This window comes from Streptomyces flavofungini, assembly GCF_041028215.1.
Classification (GTDB): domain Bacteria; phylum Actinomycetota; class Actinomycetes; order Streptomycetales; family Streptomycetaceae; genus Streptomyces; species Streptomyces flavofungini_B.
On sequence record NZ_JASKYR010000608.1, the window covers coordinates 1 to 5,357 of the forward strand.

The window sequence follows — 5,357 nt, forward strand, 5'->3', positions numbered from 1 at the left end:
GGCTGAGAACACAGGCTCCGAACGCGCGGACGCGGTCGTGGGACGGGGCGCCCGAGGCGGTGCGCCCGCTCACGACCGCGTCCCCGGCTCACTCGTCGATCGCCGCGCCGAACGCCGCCTTCGTGGCCGGTGCCCCGAGCGTCGCCGCGCCGAAGGACCAGGCGCCCGACGCGGTCACGCCGCCCGAGTTCGCCGACAGGGTCCAGACGAAGCCGTCCCCGGTGTTCTCGCCGGGTGCCGCGGCGAGCAGGCCGGACCTACCGTCGCGGTTGGGGTCCGTGAGCCGCACCTGCGCGCCCCACTTGTCACCCTTCTCCGGCACCCCGGGGATGTCCGCCGTGTCCTGGTCGAAGGACTTGGCGCCGGTCGCCGTCATCCCGTTCGCCGAGCCCCGCAGCACCCACACCGCGCCCGCGTCGGCGACCGTGCCGATGTCCTCGCCGGGCGCGCCGATGGCCACGTCCGCGTACCCGTCGCCGTTGGTGTCCGCGACGGAGAGGTCGGCGCCCCAGCCGTCCCCGCGCTCGGCGACGCCCGGCACGCCGGGCGCGTCCTGCGTCCACCACTTGGCCTCGTCGACCAGTCCGTCCTCGGTGCCGTAGCGCACGCCGACCAGGCCGCCGGTCAGCGTCTCGCCCCCGTCGTCCGGCGAGGCGGGCTCGCCGGTCACGAGGTCGTCGTAGCCGTCGTGGTTGATGTCGCCCGAGGCCGCTGCGGGGCCGCCGCGCAGCTCGTTCCGGTACGCCAGGCCGTCGGCGCCGCCCGCGAACTGCACCGACCAGCCGTGCCCCGGCTCCTCGTCGCCGATGGTCACCCCGGAGACGACGAGGTCCGCGTAGCCGTTGTCGTCGTAGTCACCGGTGGTGAGGGACTTGGGCGCGATCCGCCGGTCCTCGGCCGCCTTGGCGAGCCGCTCGGTGGCCTGGCGGCGCAGCGGCACCTCGCCGCGGGCCTGCGGCGCGGCGTCGTAGGCGAAGAGCTCCACGTCCTGGGCGTCCATGACGGCGAGCAGGTCGCCCGGCGTCTCGCCGGTGAAGTGGGCGGCGGCCAGGCCGGAGCCGAACCGCTCGTTCCTGGTCGGCTCCTGCGTTTCGAGCCAGTCGCTCGCCGAGCCCTTGAGGCCCGCCTTCGAGCCCCACAGGATCGCGACGCCGCCCGCGTCGGCCGTGTCGCCGAGGTCCTCGCCCGGGATGCCGATGACCGCGTCGTCGTAGCCGTCGCCGTCGAGGTCGCCCGTGGCGACGGCCTTGCCGAAGGCGTCGCCCGCCTCGGCGGCGCCCGCGACACCGGCCGTCGACTGGCTGAAGCGGGCCGCGTTGCTGGTGCCGATGCCTCTGGTGGAGCCGTACTGGACCGTGACGAGGCCCGCTCCCTTGGCACCGCTCACCGTGGCGCCCGGGGCGCCGACCAGCACGTCCTCGTATCCGTCGCCGTTGAAGTCGCTGTTGCGGTCGTCGGCGTGCGTACCCCCAGGGGTGCCGGCGAAGGCGGCGGGGGCGGCGGCGATACCGGCCCCGGTCAGCAGAAGGAACGATGCCGCGGCGAGGGCGGCCGAACGGTTCTTGCGCACGAGCGGCTCCATGGAAGGAAGGTGGCCGGGCAGGCGCGGGGGTGTCCGGAAAGGGCCCGTTCCTTGTCCGGCGCCCTGTTCGACACCGCATGGTGCGCAAGGGTTGTACGGAATTTCACCTCCGGGTGCGGAGGGCTCACCTCCACCCGTACGCGTACGCCGTCACCCAGGTGACCTCCAGTTGCGCGCTGCTGCCGGGCGCCGCTCCCGGACCTTCTAGCGCGCTCTCGTTCTGCAGGACCCAGGAGAGCGGCTTGTCCGGCACGCCCCTGGTGTCGTGTCCCGTCTGCCGTCCGTCCACGAAGAACCTGACGTGTCCCGGCGTCCACTCGGTCGACACGGTGTGCCACTCGGTCCAGTCGTCCGCGCCCTCGAACGAGCCCTGCTCGCCCCCTCCGCACGGGTGGTGGAAGGCGGAGAGGGAACCGGTCCACTCGCCCTCCGGATGGTCCATCTCGCAGCCGCCGCCGTAGTGCAGCCAGGCCGACTTGTACCCGGGGGCCTGCCTGGTCACTTTGATGCGGGCGCTGTACTTGCCGTACTTCATCTGCATGACGGCACGTGGTACCACCGCCGAGGAATGGACGGGTCCTCCGTCGGCGGGCCGCCACATCCGGATGCGCATGCGGCCGTCGCCGTCCTGAGCGGGTCCCACGCTCACGGTGTCCTCGGGGTGGTAGACGCCGACGACGTCGCGGTCGCGGTCGTGCGCCGTGTCGGGCCACCCCGCGGGGTAGGCCCACCAGTTGTCGCGGTAGGCGCCTTCGAGCCCAGCGCAGTACGCGGCGGAGGTGTCGGCGTGGTGGTCGCAGTCGCTGAACGCGCCGAGCGGCACCCGGTCGCCGTTGAAGTCCTCCGCGAGGACCTGCCAGAACGGGCCGCAGTCGCCGCGCGGCATCGCGGTCCCCCCGGTGCGGCAGGCATCGGCGGAGACGGGCGCGCCGCCCGCGCTCGGGACGCACAGGAGCGCCCCGATGAGGGCCGCGCCGACCGCGCCGACCACCAGGGGCCTGCGCCCGCGCCGTCCCGTCGCCGCCGCGTGTGATCCCATCGCGCTGCCTCCGCTCCCGGACGCCCCACTGGAAAGGAGCCATCCTCGCCCAGCGTCCGGGGCCCCGCCATCCTCGCGGGGCTCCTCCTTTGCGGTGCTCTTGTGGTGTACGCGCGGATCGGTTGACCGGCCGGGTAGCGCACGCGTGCAAGCCTCCTGCACGTCCGTCGATCTTCAGAGGAGCTGATGTGCACACCCCTCGCCCCCTCACTCTCCGGTCCGCGACGAGATGTCTGGCTCTCGTCGGCGCCGGGGCAGGCGTCATCGCGGGGAGCGGCCTGACCGCCGTGCCCGTGAGCGCGCACTCCGCACCGGCGGGTGCGCACGCGGCGCCCGCCACGGCCGCAGCCGCCGCCAGGCCGCTGCCCGGCGGGCTCGGCCCCTGCGTCCCCGGCACCTGCCCGCCCGACGGCTATCCGCCCGTCAACAACGGGCAGATCCGCTACCGCGACAACGCCGTCAACCTGTACGTGGGCGGCGACTTCCTCGTCCGGGGGCGGGCCGCCGAGGCCGAGGGGCGCGTCGTCGTCCTCGGCGACTTCGACCAGGACAAGGCGGCGGGCGGGTCCGCCGTCTACAACGTCGGCGAGGCCGGTGTCGGCTCCCGGGTGGCGCCCCCGGTCGGCGCGGACTGGCTCACCACCGGCGGGGACGTCAGGGTCGCCACCGGCCAGCGGCTCCTCGCCGAGGGCGGGGTCGTACGGCACGCGGGTGACGCCTCGGGCACCATCCGCGCGACCGTGCGCGAGGACGCCGGCGCCGCCGGGCCGTACGAGCCGCTGCGGGACGAGCTGACCGAGGCGAGCCAGTGCTACGCCCACCCGGACGGCGGCACCCGCACGCCCACCGGCCGGGCCGTGCACGCGGGCGGCGAGACGCTGTTCACCGGGGACAACACCTCGCGGCTCCAGGTCTTCAACGTCGACTTCGACATGATGAGCGGCAGCGGCGGCCAGGAGGGCATCCGCTTCGAGGGCATCCCGGACGGCGCCACGGTCCTGGTCAACGTGCTCGGCACCGACCGTACGGTGAACACCTACAGCGGAACCATCGACGACAGCAGCGCGTTCAACAAGCTGCGGGGGCGGCTGCTGTGGAACGTCCCGGACGCCACGTCCGTGGAGTTCAAGGGCACCGGGATGTTCCAGGGCAGCGTGCTCATCGGCAACCAGGCCTCGCGCACGACGGTCAGCGTGCCGGGCATGAACGGCCGCTTCTTCACCACCGGCTCCCTCACGCACACCAGCGCGGCGTCCGGCGGCGGCGGGCAGGAGTTCCACAACTACCCCTTCGACGGTGACCTGCCCGACTGCGCGGACACGCCCGCCGTCACCGGCCGGGTCGCCGTCGTCAAGACCGACGAGGACGGCGGCGCACCGCTCGCGGGCGCCGTCTTCGAGCTGTGGCGCGAGACCAACGGCCGGGCCGGTCTCCAGACCTCCGGCGCCGACCCGGACACGGAGACCGGCGACTCCTGCCGCACCGGGGTGCGGGGGACGTGTGCGCGGACGGTGCCCCTCGGCACGTACTACTGGCGCGAGACCAAGGCCCCCGACGGCTACGCCCTCCCCGACCCCGCCGTCTTCGGACCGCTGCGGCTCACCGAGGGCAACGCCGCGCAGGGCGTGTCGCTCACGGCCGCCAACAGCAAGGAGAAGCCCGACGACGTCAAGGGCGGCGTGACCGTCGTCAAGAGGGACGCGAAGACGGGCAGGCCGCTGGCCGGAGCCGTCTTCGAGCTGTGGCGCGAGACCAACGGACGGGACGGTCTCCAGACCACCGGCAGCCGGGACACCCTCGTGGACAGCGGCTGCGCCACGGACGGCGCGGGCCGCTGTGTGTACAAGGACCTCGACCTCGGCGCGTACTACCTGCGCGAGACCGATGTGCCCGACGGCTATGTGCTGCCCAAGAACCCGGTGAGCGGACCGCACGCGGTCACGGCGGGCAACGCGGACAAGGGCGTCACGGTGACGCTCACCAACGCGCGCGGCGGCGGCAAGAAGAAGAAGTGACGGGATGACGGGAGCGGACCCGGGCACCGGCCCTCGGTGGCTCCTGGCACCGGCTCTCAGGCGCCGGTGCCCGGCTTCGTTCCCCAGAGGTAGAGGAGATCGCCCGTGAGCAGCAGGTCGTAGAGGCGCCGGGCGTCGTCGATGGCGAGGTTCACACAGCCCCCCGAGCCCGAGGAGAACAGGTCGTCGTGGGTGCCGTGCAGGGCCTGGCCGCCGTTGAAGAACTGCGCGTACGGCATCCGCACCCGGTAGATCGTGGAGTAGTGGTCGAGGTGCTTCCAGTAGATCCGCTGCCAGCCGCGCCGGGTCTCCAGGCCGTCACGGCCGCTGCGGACCGGCACCGGGCCGAAGACCAGCCGGTTCCCGCTCTGCGCCCACAGCACCTGCCGCGCCAGGTCCACACACGTCACGCGGTACGGCCGCACGGGGCAGGCGCGGCGCTCGGCCGGGTCGCGGCGGACGCGGTCGGCGACGGCGTAGCGGTAGGTGCGCAGCGAGGCGCGGCCGTCCGCCGGGCTGATGCCGAGGCGCTTCTGGAGCGCGCGGATGGCCTCGCAGTCGGCGACGGACTGCCGCCCGTCGACCGGACGGCCCAGCTCCCGCTCCAGTTCGCGCTGGTAGGGCGCGGTGCCCGCGCGGCAGGGCGGCTCGCCGGGACCGGCCGTCGCGGGGGCGGCGACGGCGGCCGGAAGAGCGGCGGCGGCCAGGAGGAGAGCCACGA

At 74.0% G+C, this 5,357-nt stretch carries 4 protein-coding genes; 1 reads left to right on the forward strand and 3 read right to left on the reverse strand.

What is annotated here, in order from left to right:
- Nucleotides 1-88: 88 nt before the first annotated feature.
- Complete coding sequence (locus tag AB8Z36_RS30855; protein WP_369216689.1) at nt 89-1,570, reverse strand: esterase; 1,482 nt, start codon at nt 1,568-1,570, stop codon at nt 89-91.
- 136 nt (nt 1,571-1,706) lie between these two features.
- Entirely contained in the window at nt 1,707-2,621 is a 915-nt protein-coding gene (locus tag AB8Z36_RS30860; protein ID WP_369216686.1) for a glycoside hydrolase family 16 protein, read from the reverse strand.
- A 293-nt stretch (nt 2,622-2,914) separates the two neighbouring features.
- On the opposite strand from AB8Z36_RS30860, the gene AB8Z36_RS30865 reads away from it, so the two are divergent.
- Nucleotides 2,915-4,636, forward strand: a complete 1,722-nt coding sequence (locus AB8Z36_RS30865) for a choice-of-anchor A family protein (RefSeq protein WP_369216687.1) — start codon at nt 2,915-2,917, stop codon at nt 4,634-4,636.
- A 56-nt stretch (nt 4,637-4,692) separates the two neighbouring features.
- On the opposite strand, the gene AB8Z36_RS30870 is transcribed toward AB8Z36_RS30865, so the two are convergent.
- The gene (locus tag AB8Z36_RS30870; RefSeq protein ID WP_369216688.1) at nt 4,693-5,355 is read right to left on the reverse strand and encodes a L,D-transpeptidase; all 663 of its coding nucleotides are present in this window, start codon (nt 5,353-5,355) and stop codon (nt 4,693-4,695) included.
- Nucleotides 5,356-5,357: the final 2 nt, after the last annotated feature.